The following is a 16,231-nucleotide window of genomic DNA, read 5'->3' on the forward strand; positions in this document are numbered from 1 at the left end:
TCTTGTGCAACTCGTTTGCCATATCCTTTTTACGGCCGAAAGCGCTTTTATCAAGGATTACCCGTCAACATTACGGCTTGAGTGACCCGGTCTTGAATAAGTCGAAAGAGTAGGGGTTATCGGCGGATACGAATCTTCTGCCAAGTACGGCTGTTGTAAAAAGCCCCGGTATCACCTCGAATAGCATACAGGGTGGCTCTATAAGCAGAGGTTAGTCTGGAGCACAGAAGGCTGCGCATCTTGCGATAAGCCCACATCCAATCGCGTTTAAATAGTTTGCTCATATATCTGCCTTGATTTGGTAAAGCTCGCCTGTTGTGTCATTTAATGCGCTGAAAAATGATTCAGTAGGTTATAGGGGCGATGGCTGTTCACCGATGACATTAGTCCGTTCATGTCTGTATGCTCTCTGGTGTTCTTGATGTGGTTATAAAAGGGTTGCTGAGCGTTAGGTGGCTGGGTGTGTCAGCTCGGTAGTGGTTTAGCGATGCAGGCACGTTGTTATAAATGCCTTCGTTGGCCAGGTTAATATAATGTCTGCAGCTGCCTGTTTCGAGTTTATGAATGGGCGTGTGGGATATTCACTGATCGTATTGGCGTAACCAGGGAAAAATTCCGGAGCAAATGATAGTGCTGAAACCGTTCGTCTGTAACCATTTCAAAAAATATTTTTACACTTTTTATTATGGCTTGACGGGTTGTTGGCGCCATTCGGCTGGCTGCAAATTTTCTTGATTTTATGTCTTCTATATATAGCGCTGACGATTGTTTGTTCTGGTTTTTTGCTTTGACGGATTGCTGGCGCCACTCAACTGGCTTGGTGACGTTATAAAATGAATTTTGGTGTATATGACTTTTCTTTTATTTGGTTTTTTTATAAATTGGCATTGATCACGTCTTGCTTGGGCTCCCGGTTAATGAGGGGCTGGTTGAGTCGCTTCTGGGTTCAAGGCCACCCATAACAATAAAAATTTTGTCGGCTAACAGTAATCATGCCTCAGTGCGAGGCCCTTCGGCCCCTGGCGTGCGATGCTGACATTTTTGTCAGTTCAGAATAGACCCGGTCCAGGTGGGCGCAGGTTTCACCGTTGAGAGCGATACATTCAGCTTCAGGTATCAGCCTTGTAATTAAGGGGGGCGGCTTGACTTGGTAAGTTGTCCTTCGCGTTGCGTAAGTGCTCACGTGTCACACAGGGATGGGAATAGAAAGTATGGAGCGTGGACATTTTGTACAAGTTATCGCCGTTACAAGCGGGAAGGGAGGGGTGGGCAAGACCGTTGTTGCTGTAAACCTGTCTTTGGCATTGGCAGAACTTGGCAAACGGGTTGTATTGCTGGAAGCCGATCTGGGATTGTCGAATATCGCCGTTCTGTTGGGGCTTACCCCGACGTACACACTTGCCGATTTAATTGAGGAACGCTGCGAGTTATCCGATGTATTGATGCCAGGGCCTGGGGGAGTGCGCATTGCCCACGCCGTGTCAGGCAGTCAGAACTTGGCGCATTTATCGCCTGCGCAGTATGCAGGCTTGATCCAGGCTTTCAGCGATGTCGCTGACACACTCGATGTATTGGTGATTGATACTGCCTCGGGTATTGGAACATCAGTAGTTACCTTCGTTCGAGCAGCCCGAGAGGTTTTGCTGGTTGTGTGTGACGAGCCAACCTCAATTGCTGATGCCTACGCACTCATAAAGTTGCTTAATCGTGACTACGGAATAAGTCGCTTCCGGATCCTGGCCAACATGCAGCACAATCCGCTTGACGGCCAAAGGCTGTTCGCCAAATTGATCAGGATAACTGACGATTTTCTAAGCGTAACGCTGCAGTATGTAGGGGCAATTCCATACGACCAGGATATACGCAAGGCCGCCTGTTTGCAGCGAGCAGTCTACCGAAACTTCCCTCGCTCCAAGAGCACAACGGCATTTAGGGCCATTGCTAAAAAAATTGATGCCTGGTCAATTTCCAGCAGTCCTCGAGGGCATATAGAGTTCTTTATAGAAGGACTGGTCAATAATTCGAGACGTTAATACGAGCTGCTCTATTGCACGTGTTTAATATCGTCACTGGCACGTACAGTTTTAGGCTGAGAGCCGACACGGTCATTACATAAAGGAAACGGTGCATGCAGGCGTTCAATCATCAGGACGGCGAGTACATAGAGATAGATCAGGCAAGTCTCTACTACGAACAGCAGGGGAACATGGAGGGCCCAGCCCTTGTATTTCTCCATGGAGGGTTTGGTGATATCGAGACGTTTAATGTCATCACGCCACGTCTGAGCCAAACCTACAGGTTGATCGCAATTGATAGCAGGGGCCAGGGGAAGTCCACCCTTGGCTCATCACGACTTAGCTACAAGCGCCTGCAGCAGGATGTGGAGGCGGTGCTCGGGTCTTTGGGGATTGAACGTTGCAGCATTATTGGCCATAGCGATGGCGGCATCGCTGCGCTACGGGTTGCCGTGGCCAACAATGTACATATTGAGAAGCTGGTAACAATTGGCGCGCATTGGATGCTGAGCGCGGACGATCCTGCTCGTGGCATGTATGCCGAGGTCACCGCCCAGAGCTGGCGCGAGATGTTTGCGCATAGTTACGATCGTTACCAGGCCCTGAATCCTGCGCCAGATTTCGAGCGGCTGACGGGAGCACTGAAGTCGCTCTGGCTCGACTCCGGAGAAGAAGGCTACCCGAACGAATCTGTGGGCAACATTACTGCCGACTTGCTGGTGGTCAGGGGCGACGAAGACATGCTTGTTTCGCGCACCAACGCAGTAGAGCTGGCCGATAGGGTGCCAAACGCGAGGCTCCTGAACGTTCCTTTCGCAGATCACTCAGCCCATGAAGACCGCCCGGAATGGTTACTGGCAATTCTGGAGGTTTTTTTGACGACGAATGAGCGGGTCATGGCTGAGCGATAAACGCCTTCCTGAACAAGATGTGCTTCTGGTCATCCGATCCCCCTGATCGGATGACCTATTGAGCCCTGTCTGCTTGCAGGCGGGATCAAAGCTTGCGCGTCATCAGCCACTGCTCCTTTCCCCAGGCCTGGAAACACTCCAGCACCTGCCACCCACGTTTTGCGTAATAGTCTTGGCGATCATGGGTGTGCAGGTACAGCAGTGAAGTACCCATGTTTTTTGCTTCGCTGCAGATACCTTCGATCAGTTGCTCCGCCAGGCCTCGTTTCCTTGCGTGCGGGGCGATGAGTACGCATGCGAGCCAAGGGCCCGTTTTCGGGCGTTCTGGCAGGTCGTCTGCGGCGAGTGCTGCGCCACCCAGCAGTTGCCCATTCTCTAGCGCTATCAGGCATTGCCAGTCGCAGCTGACCTGGCCCTGAGCGAACTCTTGTTGCCAGTCAGCCAATGGCTGCCCACTGAATTCGTAAGCGAACTGTCGATGCAGCCACTGCGCCATTGTGTCGCTGTGTTGCATATGGTCGCGCAGCCAGACTAACTGGAGCATAGGGTTCTTCCTTGTCTATTTTCGATGGGCACGCACCGTCAAGCATAAGACCCGTGCAGGCCGAGTGATATTAAGCGGACTACAACGACGTCTCCACCGAGAAATCGAGTGATCTGACTGCCAGAAAACCTTGTCTGTGGGAGCGAGCCTGCGCGCTCCCGCAGCGGTACCGCTCGCTTAAGTGGCGTTAAGGTTTGGTTGATCATTTATTGATGTTGATCATAATCAAAAAGCTTGACGGTTTAGATTTCAGTCATCATCATAAATCCTGTCTTCAGCAAAAAACCTCAGCTACACCAAACCAGGCCTGCTTAATCAGTGATGTCAAAGGTGCTATATGTCCGATAAAACTCTGTTCGACTCTTACCGTTTGGGAGATCTCACTCTGCCTAATCGCATTGTTATGGCGCCCCTCACTCGCAATCGTGCGGGTATTGGTCTGACACCCACCGAGTTGACTGCCACTTATTACAGCCAGCGCGCTTCGGCCGGGCTGCTCATCACTGAGGCAACCCAGGTTTCTGAGCAGGCTCAGGGCTATCAAGATACGCCCGGCATTTACACCCAGGCGCAGATTGATGGGTGGCGTAAAGTTACCGAAGCCGTGCATGCAAATGGAGGTCGGATTTTCGTGCAGTTGTGGCACGTTGGGCGAATTTCCCACGTTGACTTACAGCCTGGCGGTGCAGCCCCTGTCGCCCCATCAGCCCTTCGTGCTGAAACCAAAACCTTCGTGAACAATGGCTTTGCTGATGTTTCCGAGCCTCGAGCGTTGGCCCTGAACGAGCTGCCGGGAATCGTGAATGACTTCCGTCAGGCTGCCGCCAATGCAATGGCTGCCGGTTTTGACGGGGTGGAGATTCATGTCGCCAATGGCTACCTGTTGGAGCAGTTCATCAAGGATGGCGCTAACAAGCGTACCGATGCCTACGGCGGTTCAATAGAGAACCGTGCACGGCTATTGCTGGAAGTCACCGCTGCTGTCGCCGATGAAATCGGCGCCAAGCGCACAGGTGTGCGTATCTCGCCAGTATCGCCAGCAAATGGCATTACCAGCACGGATCCTCAACCGCAGTACAACTACATTACCGAGCAACTCAATGCCTTGGGTGTGATTTATCTGCATGTCGTTGAAGGCGCTACAGGAGGACCGCGAAACGTGGCGGCCTTTGACTATGGCGAGCTACGCAGCCGTTTCAAGCAAACCTATCTGGCCAATAACGGCTACGACCTTGAGCTGGCTACCTCGCGGCTGATCAATGATGACGCCGATTTGTTCGCTTTTGGCCGTCCCTTTATCAGTAACCCTGACTTGATCGAACGCTTGAAGATTGGTGCACCGCTGGCGGCGTTAAACCCGGCTACTTTGTATGGCGGTGGTGCTGAGGGTTATATCGACTACCCGACACTGGCCGAAGCTAACGCTCGGTGAGCACAGACAACACGTCCTCCATGCTGGCGCGCTTTGGGCTTTAATTAAACTCAGAGCACGTGCTGAAGGCAGTTCTGCTGGTTTGATTTGTTCAAGTGTTGTCGAGGTTTCAATGGATCAGCTCGTATCCCGAAGCGTTTCAGCCATAACATTTATCGATGCCCCTAACTTGTCGATCAAGGTGGGCAACGTCTCTTTTGCTTACCGTGAACTTGGACCGGACGCTGCTGTGCCGATAGTGCTGCTCAACCATTGGGCGGCGGTCCTGGATAACTTCGACCCGCGCATCATGGATGGCCTGGCTTCCCGCCATCGGGTTATTGCCATTGATTATCAGGGGATTGGTGCGTCCACGGGGAGTGCTCCCGACACCATCGAGGCGATGGCAAGCGATGTCGTTGCGCTTGTCCAGGCACTTGGGTACTCAAAAATTGATTTGCTGGGTTTTTCACTCGGTGGTTTCGTGGCGCAGCAAGTGGTGCTTCAAGCTCCCGAGCTGGTACGCAAACTCATCCTCACAGGTACCGGACCGGCCGGTGGGGAAGGTATTGATCGAGTGGGCGCCGTCTCGTGGCCACTGATGCTCCGCGGTCTGCTGACGCTGCGTGATCCCAAGTATTACCTGTTTTTTACCCCTTCGAGACAAAGCCGAATGGCTGCCAAGGCTTACCTGCTGCGGCTGAAACAGCGTACGACTGACCGGGACAAACCAGCGACCCCCATTGCTCTGTTACGACAGCTGAAAGCGATCAAGTCGTGGGGTAGGCAGGCCCCACAGAACTTGAGCCAGGTTGGCGTGCCTGTGCTGATTGTAAATGGTGATAACGACATCATGGTGCCAACCCGATTGAGTCAGGACATCGCGGCTCGACTACCCAATGCGCAGTTGGTGATCTTCGAGGACGCAGGCCACGGGGGGATTTTTCAATACCACGCTGAATTCGTGTCAAAGGTGTTGGCCTTCCTGGATGGGTCTGGCTCCCAAGCCGTCCATTAGGGTTACAGGATTTTTTGAAACTCGACTTGATTTGCAAATAGAGAAGTCATTCAGATGAAAGCATTCATCATTGATCGGTATGGGAAAAACGTGTCCGGGCGGATTGGCGAAATGCCTGAGCCGGCGGTGCAAGACGACGATGTCCTGGTGCAAGTGCACGCGGCGGGCGTCAATGCGCTGGACGTCAAGATTCGCAGTGGCGAGTTCAAAATGATCCTGCCTTATAAGTTGCCACTGGTACTGGGTAATGACGTTGCGGGAACAGTAATCAAAGTCGGCGCGCAGGTTAGCCGTTTCAAACCGGGTGATGAGGTTTATGCGCGTCCTGACCAGAATCGTATTGGTACATTCGCCGAATTCATCGCGATCAAGCAATCCTCCGTGGCGCGAAAACCGTTGAATCTGTCGATGGAGGAGGCTGCTTCAGTTCCTCTTGTAGCGTTGACCGCCTGGCAAGTGCTGGTCGAGACAGCCAAGCTCAAACCCGGACAAAAAGTGCTGATCCATGCTGGCTCCGGCGGCGTGGGCAGCGTTGCCATTCAATTGGCCAAACATCTTGGTGCCTATGTTGCAACGACCACGAGTACGGCGAATGTTGCCTGGGTCAAAGCATTGGGCGCTGATGTCGTTATCGATTACAAACAGCAGGACTTTGCTAACGAGCTTCGCGATTACGATGTAGTCCTCAATAGCTTGGGCAAGCGCGAGTTGAGCAAGTCGCTATCGGTGTTGAAGCCCGGTGGGCAGTTGATTTCGATTTCCGGGCCACCTACACCCGAGTTCGCCGTAGATCAAGGCCTGTCCTGGCCGTTGAAGCAGGTGCTGGGGCTTTTGAGTCGCAGCATTCGTAAACAAGCCGGGCAACGCGGCATCAGCTACTCCTTTGTTTTCATGCGTGCAGATGGGCAGCAGCTAAACGAGATAACCACCCTTATTGAGTCAGGAGCGATCACGCCTGTGGTCGAACAGGTATTTGCTTTCGAAGAAACTGCCGCAGCGCTGGCGTATGTTGAAAGTGGCCGCGCGAAGGGCAAGTTAGTGGTCAGGATGGTCTGAGGGGTGACGCCAGGTGCTTGAGCTGCTGTGGTAGTTGGGTTTTCGAGCCTGAGGCCACTATCGCCAGATGGCGACGATGACCTCAAGGGCATGGTTCATCCTGCGATGTACAGCCCGCCGTTAACGTGTAGCACTTCACCGGTCATGAAACTTGAGCCGTTGCTGCACAGGAAGGCAATCACCGAGGCGATTTCGCTCGGCTGACCCAGGCGTTTGAGTGGGGTCTGTTCCACCGAGTCGCTGCCGCGGGTAGCGATCAGGTTCTGGGTCATCGGGGTTTCGATGACTCCGGGAGATACGGCATTCACCCTGGTCTGCGGCCCCAATTCACGGGCCAGGGCGCGGGTCAGGCTCAGAAGCCCACCCTTGGACGTGCCATAGTGCGCGTTGGAGTACGCCCCCCGATGTGCGGCCACCGAGGTCAGGTTGACGATCGCGCTGTTGGCGCGCAGTGCCGGGATTGCCCGACTGCACAGGTAGAATACGCCGTCGAGGTTGATGCTCAGCGTCTGGCGCCATTGCTCATCGGTCATCTGGCGAATCGGTTGCGACTGGTACAGGCCGGCCGACGGCACCAGGAAGTCGATACCGCCGAAGCGCTCGATAGCCAGTTGCACTGCTTTGGCCGAGTCTTCTGGGTCTGCGGCATTCATCTGCAGGGTACTGACGCGCTGGCCGCTGGGGTCGAGTTCTCGGGCAAAATCTGCCAGGCCTTCGCCGTCCAAGTCGGCGAGCACCATCGAGGCGCCATATTGATAAAACAAATTTGCCACTTCGCGGCCAATACCACCGTTGGCACCTGACAGCAGCAGGACGCGATTGTTGAAGTCGTACATGGTCGGGGTCTCCGTAAGAGTGCCTGGGATCATGGGCCGAGAATGCGCGCCAGGTGTTCATGCTGCAGGTCAACGCCGAGAAACCGACAGATCTGCACGATCTGGCCATAGATCATGTGTTGTCCGTGGTGAACGCGGCAGCCACGCTGGCGTGCCGCAGCCAATAGTGGTGTATCGCCGGCGCGCATCACGGCTTCGCAGACCAGGGCGCCAGCCTGTAGGGTGCTGGGGTCAAGCGGCAGGGCGTCGTCGTCCTTGAGGCCCAGAGATGTGGCGTTAATGATCACATCGAAGCCCTGCGCATTTCCGTCACTAGTGCTCAGATCAACCGTGGGGTAGTGCGCTGCAAGGCGTTCCAGCAGGGCTTCGGCGCGGGCCGGAGAACGATTGTAGATCGCCAGTCGTGCCGGGTTTTGCCGGGCAATCGCCGCGGCAATCGACTTGCCGGCGCCACCGGCACCCACCAGCAATACGCGCTTGCCTTCCAGTCGATGACCCTGCTGATGCAGCCCGGCAAGCATGCCTTCGCCATCGAAGTTGCCACCGGTCAGTCGACCGCTCTCGGGGTCAATCCGAACTGCGTTGACCGAGCCGACCTGACGCGCCATATCGGTCAATTCATCGCAGTATTCAACGATGCTTTCCTTGTAAGGGATGGTCACGACCAGGCCGTGCAGGTTGGCAATGCCGGATGCGCCGAGCAGTACCTTGTGCAGGTTTGTCCCTTGTACGTGCAGCGGCACGCAAACTAGGTCAAGGCCCTGGTTGGTGGCGCTTTGGTTGATCACTTGTGGGGTTTTTACATGGGCAATCGGATCGGCAACGATGCCGATCAGTCGCGTCTGGCCACTGATGTGCATGGGGAACCTCAAAGGCAGGAGTAGAAGCGCACGTAGGCTGTCGCGCCACGGGCGGGGTTGACGCAGGAGGCGCGCTTGCATGAAGCCGGTGGTTGTAGCAGTGCTGTGATACGGCCCATGAATGACAACCTGTCTGACATATTTTTTAGTGGTCTGACATGATGTTAGAAGGCTTCGCTTTCAGGTGTCAAGGGGGCTCAGGGGATCAAGCCTGCAGGTACATGTCCATGCGCTTGGCGGCATTGCGCAGGTGTCGCTCGGCGGCTTCACCAGCCAACACCGGATCACGGGCCTGGATGGCCTGGAAGATGGCCTGGTGCTCGTCCTGCACGTCCTGGATCAGCTCGTTGTAAATTTCAGCGGTGTTGCTGCGGGCTTCTCGAATCAGGCGCCGAACGCTGTGGTCGAGGTACTCGTTGAGTGATTTGAAGTGCGGGTTGTGGGTGGCCGCGACAATGGCCTGGTGGAAGGCGTAGTCCTCTTCGTCACCCAACTGGTCATTGACCATCGCGTATTCCATGCCGACCAGCGCCTGGCGAATTTTCTTCAGGTCTTCGGGGGTATGACGCAAGGCTGCCAGGCGCGTGGCGCCCACTTCGATAGTGATCAGGAACTCGAGGATATGCAGCAATGCGTCTTCCTCGCCCAGCGATACTTCCTTCAAGCGAAACGCATGGCGCTCGCCGCGCTTGGCAACAAACGCACCCTTGCCTTGCTGGGTGGTAATCAGTTCTTCGAACTTGAGCTGCGACAAGGCTTCGCGCACCACCGCCCGGCTAACCGAAAACTGTTCGCACAATTGCCTTTCGCTTGGCAATTGATCACCGGTAGCCAGCCGTCCGGACTGGATCTCGCCGCTGAGCCAGTTGACTATCTCCATGGGTAGGGGCTGGTGGGGATGCACGTTAACGCTTTTCATTGTTCAGTCCTCTGCCGGTAGGCAGCACGGGTACAGGCATCGAAGTGATGAGCTGTTGATAGTGAAGCAGCGGGCTGTGGTCTTACAAGTGTTTGAAAAAATATTTTCAGCTTGGGTTGGCTGTTTTAAAGGCCTGCGAGCGAATTATAAAAAAATAAAATTATATTTTAGGGTTCGGGTGCTTTGACTTAAGGCAAGCGTTGTCGTAGTTTTCGCCAACTGGTCAGACATGTTGTTGATGATGTTCTACCAGACCGTAAATAAAAATAAAAAACGAGGTTTCCATGCACACCAAGACCACGCTGCGTCTGCTCACCCTCGGCACGACCCTGTTCGCTGGCATCGCCTGCGCTGATCCTTTGAAAGTGGCGTTGGTCGAGACCCTGTCGGGGCCGTCAGCCGCCACCGGGCAAATGTTTCGCGCCGCCACACGCTTTCAGATCGAACGGCTGAATGCCGAAGGCGGCTGGAATGGCGAACCGATCCAGCTTATCGAACTCGATAGCCAGGGAACCCCGGCAGGTGCTTCCGAGAAACTCAAAGCCGCCATTGGCAGCGGTGCGCAAATGATCGTTCAAGGTGCGTCCTCAGTGGCCGCAGGGCAGATCACTGAAGACGTGCGCAAGTACAACCTGCGCAACAAGGGTAAGGAGGTAGTGTTTCTCAACGTCGGGGGAGAAGCACTGGAACTGACGGGCAGCAAATGCCACTTCTACCACTTCCGTTTCAACGGGAATGCGCCGATACGGGTCAAAACCCTGGTGGTGGCGATGAAAGAAGCGGGCGCCTTGGGCAGTAAGGTCTATTCCATGAACCAGAACTACAGCTGGGGCCTGGACATGGAAAAAGCTATTACCGAAAACGCGGCGACTGGTGGTTATCAGTTGGTAGGTAAAAGCCTGCATGACACCCAAAAGGTGCAGGACTTCTCGCCCTATATTGCTCGCATCCAGGCTTCGGGTGCCGAAACCGTGCTGACCGGCAACTGGGGCAACGACCTGTTGTTGCTGATGAAGGCCAGTCGCTCTGCCGGGTTGAAACTGCGCTTTGGCACCGCCTTTCTTGACCAGCCGGGTAACCTGGCCAACGCTGGCGATGTCGCGCTGGGGCACTACGTCTCCCATCCTTTCAATATCGAGGCGGCCGGTGAGGAGGGCGAACGCTTTGCCACTCAGTACCAGGCCAGCACCGGGCACCTGCCGGCTTACATCGAACCCCAGACCGTATTTGCCTTGCAGATGGTCGGCAATGTGCTGAAGAAACTGCCGGCACAAGACGGTCGCCTCAATACCCGCAGTTTCGCGCTGGCTCTGGAAAAAGCCAGCGACAGCAACCCGCTGGGTGAAGTGCGCATGCGGACCGAAGATCACCAATTGCTGATGCCGTTTGTGGTGTCGGTGGTCTCGAAAGAAGCTCGCTACAAAGTCGATGGCACTGACATGGGCTTCTTGCCGATCAAGTCGTTCAGTGCCGATGAAGCAGCAGCGCCTGTCCAGGACACCTGCCAGATGCAACGACCTGAGTGACGCCGCATGGCGTGCCGGCCGGTACGTCTTTCTGTCCATCGCGAACGCTGGAGTCGCCTATGGAATTTCTCACAGTTTCACTGCTTAACGGCGTGATCTACGGTCTGCTGCTGTTTATGGTTTCGGCCGGGTTGACGCTGATTTTCGGCATGATGGGCGTGCTCAATTTCGCCCATGCCTCCTTCTATATGGTGGGTGCCTACCTGGCCTATACCCTGCAGAAGTTTGTCGGTTTTACCAGTGCGGTACTGCTCTCGACCGTGCTGGTGGGCCTGCTCGGGGTGATCGTCGAGCGTTTCTTCCTGCGCCGGGTACACAAGCATGGCCACGCTCATGAACTGCTGCTGACCTTCGGCCTGACCTTTATCATTGCCGAGTTGATCAAGTTGTTCTACGGTAATTTTTCTGTCGAGTACCGGATCCCTGAGTTCCTCAATTTTGCTGCCTTCCAGGTATTCAACACGGATTACCCGTTCTATCGCCTGTTGATGGGCGGGGTTTCGCTGCTGGTGTTCGGCCTGATTTACCTGCTGCTGACCCGCACCCGAGTCGGCATCGTCGTGCGGGCGGCGATCCATCGTCCGCAGATGGCCGAGGCCCTGGGGCATAACGTGCCTCTGGTGTTCATGGCGGTATTCGGTATCGGTGCGGCACTGGCGGGGCTTGCCGGAGCGCTGGCCGGAGCGTTCTACACCACCAATCCGAATATGGCCCTGGAGCTGGGCGTCATCGTCTTTGTCGTGGTGGTTGTCGGCGGTCTGGGTTCGATGGCCGGGGCAATGATCGCTTCGCTGTTGATCGGGTTGATCTCCTCGTTCGCAGTAGGTGTAGACCTCAGCCTGGCTTCGCTCTTCGGTTTGCTGGGGGCAGGTGACTGGGCACAGCAGATGGGTGGGCTGATGACCCTCAAAGTGTCCAGCGTGGCGGCAACCATTCCGTTTGCACTGATGCTGCTGATTTTGCTGATCCGGCCGTCCGGGCTGATGGGCGAGAAGGGATAAACCATGAAACTTACGAAAATCTTCCTGGCGGTGTTGTTGCTGGCCCTGCTGGTGCTGCCCGCCATCCTGCCGGCAGCGATGGTCAATGCGGCTATTCAGATGCTTATCGCAGCCTTGTTTGCCTGTGCCTTCAACTTGTTGTGTGGGCAGGGCGGCATGCTTTCGTTCGGTCACGCGGCATACTTCGGCGTTGGTTCGTTCGCCACATTACACGCGATGAATGCGCTAAATGGCGAAGGTTTGCTGCCAACGCCGTTGCTGCCACTGATCGGTGCCTTGGGCGGCTTTATCTGCGGTTTGTGTGCTGGCTGGTTTGCCACCAAACGGGCGGGTGTCTACTTCTCCATGATTACCCTGGCGCTGGCTGAGCTGCTGCATTCCCTGGCCCCGCACCTGAGTATGCTGTTCGGTGGTGAGGCGGGTATTTCGTCCATGCGCTCCCCTGCCTGGGGCCTGGATTTCGGCGACGCCACCCAGGTGTACTACCTGACGCTGGGCTGGGTGGTGCTGTCGATTGCCTTGCTCTATGCCTTCACGCTGACCCCTATGGGGCGTTTGACCTTCGCCCTGCGCGAGAACGGCCACCGGCTGCAGTTCCTGGGCTACAACGTGCATCGTTTACGGGTGCTGGTATTTGCCTTGTCGGCAATGTTCGCTGGTATCGCCGGGGGCTTGCAGGCGCTGAACCTGGAGTCGGCCAACTACGTGTTGTTCGACATGCGCTTTTCCGCAGAAGTGGTGCTCAATACATACATCGGCGGGGTTAACGTGTTCCTCGGGCCGGTGCTCGGCGCAGCGCTGATGACGTTTTTTGGCAATGCTGCCTCCGACCTTACGCAGTCCTGGTTGCTGTATCAGGGCCTGCTGTTCGTTTTGGTGATGATGTTCATGCCCAGTGGCCTGGCCGGACTGGTGCTGTGCTGGAGTGCGCAAATTCGTCGGCGCGGCTGGCTGGCGGTCATCCCGGCGGCGTTGTCTGCGCTGATCACTGCGGGGCTGTTGAGCCTGGCGGTGGTGTTTGCGATCGAAACGTTGCAGCGGGTGTTTAGCCAGGACTATCAGGCGCTGCTGATAGCGGACCAGCCCTGGCCTGCAATCAGCCTGTTCGGTCGTGAATGGCTACCGGGCGCGCTGCTGACCTGGGCCATGCCGTTGCTGCTGGGGTTGGCGGGGTTACTGGTCTTGAAGCTGGCTCGTCGGCAATGGCTGCGTCTGCTGGACGATGAGCCGGCGGCCGGGCCCGTCGCCCTCAGATCTCGGGTCGAAGGAGAACAATCATGAGCCGTGCAATCCTGCAGTTACGCGATGTGCACAAGTCATTTGGCGAGGCACACATCATTCGTGGTGCGCAGCTTGAGTTGCACACCGGGGAACGCCACGCGGTGATCGGTCCCAACGGGGCGGGCAAGTCGACCTTGTTCCATCTGATTTCCGGGCAGTTGCAGCCCAGCAGCGGGCAGATTCTCCTGGGTGAGGAAGCGATCCAGGGTTATTCGCCGCAGCACATCAATCACTTGGGGTTGTCGCGTTCGTTTCAGATCACCAACATTTTTCCCGGACTTTCGGTGTTCGAAAACCTGCGTATCGCAGTCATGCGCAAACACGGGATGCAATACCACTTCTGGCGCTCGATCCAGCGTTACTCTGAGGTGCGCGCACAGACCGAGCAACTGCTCGAACAGGTGCGGCTACAGGACAAGCAAACAGTGTGCGCAGCCGAACTGTCCTACTCCGAGCAGCGCGCCCTGGAGATAGGCATGACCCTGGCCTGTGACCCTCGGGTGATCCTGCTGGACGAGCCGATGGCGGGCATGTCCCATGAGGAAACCGACTACGCCCTGAACCTGATTCGCGAGGTTACCCAGGGGCGTTCGCTACTGATTGTCGAGCATGACATGGACGTGGTGTTCTCCCTGTGCGACCGCATCAGCGTACTGGTGTACGGCGAAGTCATAGCCACTGGCACGCCGGATCAGATCCGCGCTGACCGTCGGGTGCAGGAAGCCTATCTGGGAGAGGAGCAATGCGCATGAACTCGATTTCGCCAAACCTGCTGTCGATCAGCGATCTGCATGTTCATTACGGCAAGAGCCATGTGTTGCATGGGGTCGACTTGAGCATCGGTCATAACGAAGTGGTAAGCCTGCTTGGGCGCAATGGCGCCGGGCGTTCGACCACCATGAAAGCAGTAATGGGCCTGGTGCCGCCCAGTGCGGGCAGCATCCAGCTGGGGGGGCGGGAGCTGACGGGGCTGCGTCCGTACCGCATCAGTCGCGCCGGAGTCGGTTTTGTTCCGGAGGAGCGTGAAGTATTCGCCAACCTCAGCGTCGAGGAAAACCTGCGCATGGGGCAGCAAGTGGCGACTGACGGTGCCACGGCATGGACCGTCGAGCAGATGTTCGACTACTTTCCGCGACTGCGCGAGCGACGCAATACGGGTGCAGGCAACCTTTCGGGTGGCGAGCAGCAGATGCTCACCCTGTGCCGTTCGCTGCTGGGCTGTCCCAAAGTGCTGATGATCGACGAACCCACCGAGGGGCTGGCACCGAAGATTGTCGCCGTGGTCGCCGAGGCCATTCGCGATATTCACCGGCGAGGCGTCTCAATCCTGCTGGTAGAACAGAAGCTGACTATCGCCCTCAAGGTCTCCAGCCGTGTCTGCGTAATGGGGCATGGGCGGATCGTCTTCGAGGGCACGCCCCAGGCACTCACCGATGACCCGAGCCTGATGAAGGAGTGGCTGGCGGTCTGAGGTCGCAAGCGCGTTTAACCGGCAGGTCCGCCTGCCATTTTCTACCTGATCCCATCGCCGACCTCGTGTGCGCAAGGGATCGTTGTGTCTGCAATCCACCGGGAATAACAATAAAAATGAGCCTATCTAAACATTTCAGCGCACGACCACTGTTGTTGCTCAGTACTTTGCCGGGCTTGGCCCTGGCCCAGGAGCAAGGTTTTATCGAGGACGCCAAGGCCAGCGTGCAGATGCGCAACTTCTATTTCAATCGTGACTTTCGCGACAGTGGCGCCGCCAGGGCCAAGAGCGAGGAGTGGGCCCAGGGGTTCTTGCTCAATGCTCAGTCCGGCTACACCCAAGGTACCGTCGGTGTGGGGGTCGATATTATCGGTCGCCTCGGGGTCAAGCTCGACAGCGGCGGTGGGCGCGCAGGCAGCTTGTTGCTGCCCAATGACGGCAATGGTTCCGCAGATGATTTCTCCAGCCTGGGGGCGGCGGTCAAGATGAAAGTGTCCAGGACCGAACTGAAAGTCGGGGAGCTGCTGCCGACCCTGCCGATCCTTCAGTACAACGATGCGCGCTTGCTGCCGCAGACCTTTCAGGGCGCCATGCTGACCTCCAGGGAAATCACCGGGCTGACCCTCAATGCCGGGCAGATGCGCTCGTTCACCCAGCGCAACTCGAGCAATCGTGAAGACTTGTTCATCGATGGCCGCGCCTTCGCCACATCTGATCGTTACAACTACTTGGGCGGCGAATACCGTTTCAATCAGGAGCGGACCATGGTAGGCCTGTGGGGCGCACAACTGGAGGATATCTACCGTCAGCGCTTTATCCAGTTCACCCACAAACAACCGGTTGGCGCCTGGACGCTGGGCGCGAATATCGGCCTGCTGGATTCCGAAGAAGAGGGTCAGGCCAAGGCTGGGCAGATCGACAACCGTTCGTTCTTCACGGCCCTGAGTGCAGGATTGGGCGGGCATACGCTGATGGCCGCCTGGCAGCGTATGTATGGCGATGACGGCACCATCTGGTTGAGCCCCACCACCACCGTGCTGCCCAGCGATATCCAGGTGCGCAATTTTGCCTCCGCCGAAGAGAAAGCCTGGCAACTGCGCTACGACTACAACTTTGTCGCTCTGGGTGTCCCTGGGCTTAGCGCCTTCGTGCGCTACGTCAATGGCGACAATGTGGCGGTTGCTGGTGGTAACGGCGGCAAGGAATGGGAGCGGGATTTCGACCTGTCCTATGTGATCCAGAGCGGGCCTTTGAAGAACCTCGGGCTGCGCTGGAGGAATGCCATGGTGCGCTCCAATTTCGGCCCCTCAGTGGACGATAACCGGCTGATTGTAAGCTACAGCCTGGCGCTGTTCTGATCGTTGCAGCAGGGTATTTTCAAC

Annotated in this window: 15 protein-coding genes; 11 read left to right on the forward strand and 4 right to left on the reverse strand. The window is 56.3% G+C overall.

What is annotated here, in order from left to right; translation table 11 throughout:
• The first annotated feature begins 1,211 nt into the window (after window positions 1-1,211).
• Window positions 1,212-2,033, forward strand: coding sequence for a MinD/ParA family protein (locus V6L79_RS12335; protein WP_338578852.1), 822 nt, complete (start codon window positions 1,212-1,214; stop codon window positions 2,031-2,033).
• A gap of 95 nt (window positions 2,034-2,128) precedes the next feature.
• Window positions 2,129-2,926 carry an alpha/beta hydrolase gene (locus tag V6L79_RS12340; protein WP_338578853.1) on the forward strand — a complete coding sequence of 266 codons (798 nt, stop codon included), beginning with the start codon at window positions 2,129-2,131 and terminating at the stop codon, window positions 2,924-2,926.
• Between the two features lie 85 nt (window positions 2,927-3,011).
• Here the strand turns inward: V6L79_RS12340 and V6L79_RS12345 are convergent, their stop codons facing one another.
• On the reverse strand, window positions 3,012-3,470 hold the full coding sequence (locus V6L79_RS12345) for a GNAT family N-acetyltransferase (RefSeq protein WP_338578854.1): 459 nt from the start codon (window positions 3,468-3,470) through the stop codon (window positions 3,012-3,014).
• A 337-nt stretch (window positions 3,471-3,807) separates the two neighbouring features.
• Between V6L79_RS12345 and V6L79_RS12350 the strand changes: the two genes are divergently transcribed.
• The 3 genes from V6L79_RS12350 (at window position 3,808) to V6L79_RS12360 (ending at window position 6,955) form a co-directional block, all read left to right on the forward strand.
• Entirely contained in the window at window positions 3,808-4,902 is a 1,095-nt protein-coding gene (locus tag V6L79_RS12350) for an alkene reductase (protein WP_338578855.1), read from the forward strand.
• Window positions 4,903-5,014: 112 nt separating this feature from the next.
• Entirely contained in the window at window positions 5,015-5,899 is an 885-nt protein-coding gene (locus V6L79_RS12355; RefSeq protein WP_338578856.1) for an alpha/beta hydrolase, read from the forward strand.
• A 54-nt stretch (window positions 5,900-5,953) separates the two neighbouring features.
• Window positions 5,954-6,955 (forward strand): NADP-dependent oxidoreductase, encoded by a 1,002-nt coding sequence (locus V6L79_RS12360; RefSeq protein ID WP_261741788.1) that lies wholly within the window; start codon window positions 5,954-5,956, stop codon window positions 6,953-6,955.
• Between the two features lie 95 nt (window positions 6,956-7,050).
• Here the strand turns inward: V6L79_RS12360 and V6L79_RS12365 are convergent, their stop codons facing one another.
• The 3 genes from V6L79_RS12365 to V6L79_RS12375 all read right to left on the reverse strand — a co-directional run bounded on the left by V6L79_RS12365 (window position 7,051) and on the right by V6L79_RS12375 (window position 9,570).
• Window positions 7,051-7,791 (reverse strand): SDR family NAD(P)-dependent oxidoreductase, encoded by a 741-nt coding sequence (locus V6L79_RS12365; RefSeq protein WP_338578857.1) that lies wholly within the window; start codon window positions 7,789-7,791, stop codon window positions 7,051-7,053.
• Window positions 7,792-7,820: 29 nt separating this feature from the next.
• Window positions 7,821-8,651 (reverse strand): shikimate dehydrogenase, encoded by an 831-nt coding sequence (locus tag V6L79_RS12370; protein WP_261741790.1) that lies wholly within the window; start codon window positions 8,649-8,651, stop codon window positions 7,821-7,823.
• Between the two features lie 205 nt (window positions 8,652-8,856).
• Entirely contained in the window at window positions 8,857-9,570 is a 714-nt protein-coding gene (locus tag V6L79_RS12375; RefSeq protein ID WP_261741791.1) for a FadR/GntR family transcriptional regulator, read from the reverse strand.
• 284 nt (window positions 9,571-9,854) lie between these two features.
• Here V6L79_RS12375 and V6L79_RS12380 point away from each other — a divergent pair, with 284 nt between their 5' ends.
• From V6L79_RS12380 to V6L79_RS12405, 6 genes are all read left to right on the forward strand, one after another.
• The gene (locus V6L79_RS12380) at window positions 9,855-11,096 is read left to right on the forward strand and encodes a branched-chain amino acid ABC transporter substrate-binding protein (RefSeq protein ID WP_261741792.1); all 1,242 of its coding nucleotides are present in this window, start codon (window positions 9,855-9,857) and stop codon (window positions 11,094-11,096) included.
• Between the two features lie 59 nt (window positions 11,097-11,155).
• Window positions 11,156-12,097 carry a branched-chain amino acid ABC transporter permease gene (locus V6L79_RS12385; RefSeq protein WP_261741793.1) on the forward strand — a complete coding sequence of 314 codons (942 nt, stop codon included), beginning with the start codon at window positions 11,156-11,158 and terminating at the stop codon, window positions 12,095-12,097.
• Window positions 12,098-12,100: 3 nt separating this feature from the next.
• Window positions 12,101-13,378: a branched-chain amino acid ABC transporter permease gene (locus V6L79_RS12390; RefSeq protein WP_338578858.1), complete on the forward strand. Its 1,278-nt coding sequence runs from the start codon at window positions 12,101-12,103 to the stop codon at window positions 13,376-13,378.
• The gene (locus V6L79_RS12395) at window positions 13,375-14,130 is read left to right on the forward strand and encodes an ABC transporter ATP-binding protein (RefSeq protein WP_261741795.1); all 756 of its coding nucleotides are present in this window, start codon (window positions 13,375-13,377) and stop codon (window positions 14,128-14,130) included. Before V6L79_RS12390 ends, V6L79_RS12395 begins: the two co-directional genes overlap by 4 nt.
• Complete coding sequence (locus tag V6L79_RS12400; protein WP_261741796.1) at window positions 14,127-14,849, forward strand: ABC transporter ATP-binding protein; 723 nt, start codon at window positions 14,127-14,129, stop codon at window positions 14,847-14,849. Before V6L79_RS12395 ends, V6L79_RS12400 begins: the two co-directional genes overlap by 4 nt.
• Window positions 14,850-14,965: 116 nt before the next feature.
• The gene (locus tag V6L79_RS12405) at window positions 14,966-16,207 is read left to right on the forward strand and encodes an OprD family porin (protein WP_261741797.1); all 1,242 of its coding nucleotides are present in this window, start codon (window positions 14,966-14,968) and stop codon (window positions 16,205-16,207) included.
• Window positions 16,208-16,231: the final 24 nt, after the last annotated feature.

Origin of the sequence: Pseudomonas sp. ML2-2023-6 (assembly GCF_037055265.1) — a bacterium.
Lineage (GTDB): Bacteria > Pseudomonadota > Gammaproteobacteria > Pseudomonadales > Pseudomonadaceae > Aquipseudomonas > Aquipseudomonas kulmbachensis.